The organism is Novosphingobium aerophilum, assembly GCF_014230305.1.
Lineage (GTDB): Bacteria > Pseudomonadota > Alphaproteobacteria > Sphingomonadales > Sphingomonadaceae > Novosphingobium > Novosphingobium aerophilum.
Window position 1 is genome coordinate 1 of record NZ_JACLAU010000106.1, and the last position, 1,176, is coordinate 1,176.

General features: G+C 66.8%; 1 protein-coding gene. It reads right to left on the reverse strand.

Features of this window, described 5'->3' with window-relative positions:
* Positions 1–48 precede the first annotated feature (48 nt).
* Positions 49–981, reverse strand: a complete 933-nt coding sequence (locus H7F49_RS19215) for an IS110 family RNA-guided transposase (RefSeq protein ID WP_185685153.1) — start codon at positions 979–981, stop codon at positions 49–51.
* Positions 982–1,176: the final 195 nt, after the last annotated feature.

A 1,176-nucleotide genomic window follows, 5' to 3' on the forward strand; every position in this document is an offset into this window, starting at 1 on the left:
CGATCCTCCCCTGTTTCATCCGCAGGATGCAACGGGGGAGCAACCGTCTTAAGCGGTCCACGTTTGATTGCGTTGGATCATGGCATTCAGGGCGGTGATGAGCTTTCGGATGATGGCGACGAGGATCAGCTTTGGCGGTTTTCCGGCTTCGGCGAGGCGCTGCCTGAAGGCCTTCATGGTGGGGTTGTGCTGACCTGCGACAAGCGCGGCCATGTAGGCGGCATCGCGCAGGGGCTTGCGGCCGCCGGTGATCCGTCGTTGCCCGCGCATGGTGCCGCTTTCGCAATCGAACGGAGCGACGCCGACCAGCGAGGCGGCCTGTCGCCGGGTCAGGGTGCCGAGCTCGGGCATGAGCGCGAGCAGGGTGTGGGCGAAGACGGGGCCGACGCCGGGGACCGAGCGGAGCAGGCGATTGCGCTGGGCCATGTGCTCGTCGGCGGCGACGGCCTCGGCGGTGGCCTGATCGATCAGCAGGATATCGGCCTTGAGGCGCGCGATCCGGCGTGCGGCGATGCGCCGAAGCACGCCATGCGCGGTGCGCGAGGCCTGGTTGGTGCAGCGGGTCAGCTCCTCGACCAACTGGCGCCGGGCGGTGACCAGCTCGGCCAGCCGGGCCGCAGCCGGAGCATGCACCGCCTGGCGCTGGGGCACGCAGGCGACGAAGCGGGCGATCACCGCCGCGTCGATCCGATCGTTCTTGGCCAGGATCCCGCAGCTCTGCGCAAAGCGGCGGACCCGCAAGGCGTTGAGCCGATGCGCGGGCAAGCCTGCGGCACACAGCATGGCCAGAACGTCACGCTCATAGCCACCACTGGCTTCCAGGCCGATCGCCACCGGACCCACCTTGGCAAGCTGGCGGACCAGAGACCTCACGCCCTTGCCGTTATTGCCGAACACCAGCCATTCCCCAGCCGGCCACAAGCACACGTCGAGACGCGCTTTGGACACGTCGATACCGACAAACACGTCATCTTGCGCCATCTTCGTTCCCTTCCTTGCGCGTGCGGGGTAAAGCCCCTCGCAACCGTGCGGGCTGACAAAGATCCGTCCGGGCCCAAGCTCCCCAGCGGTCCACACAACCTAGGTGTCAGCGGGCTCGCGAACGGCGCGGGTTGGGTCGCTAGCGACCCAACCCGCAATCGCATCATGCATCATTTTCAAGATACAAGGTGTCAG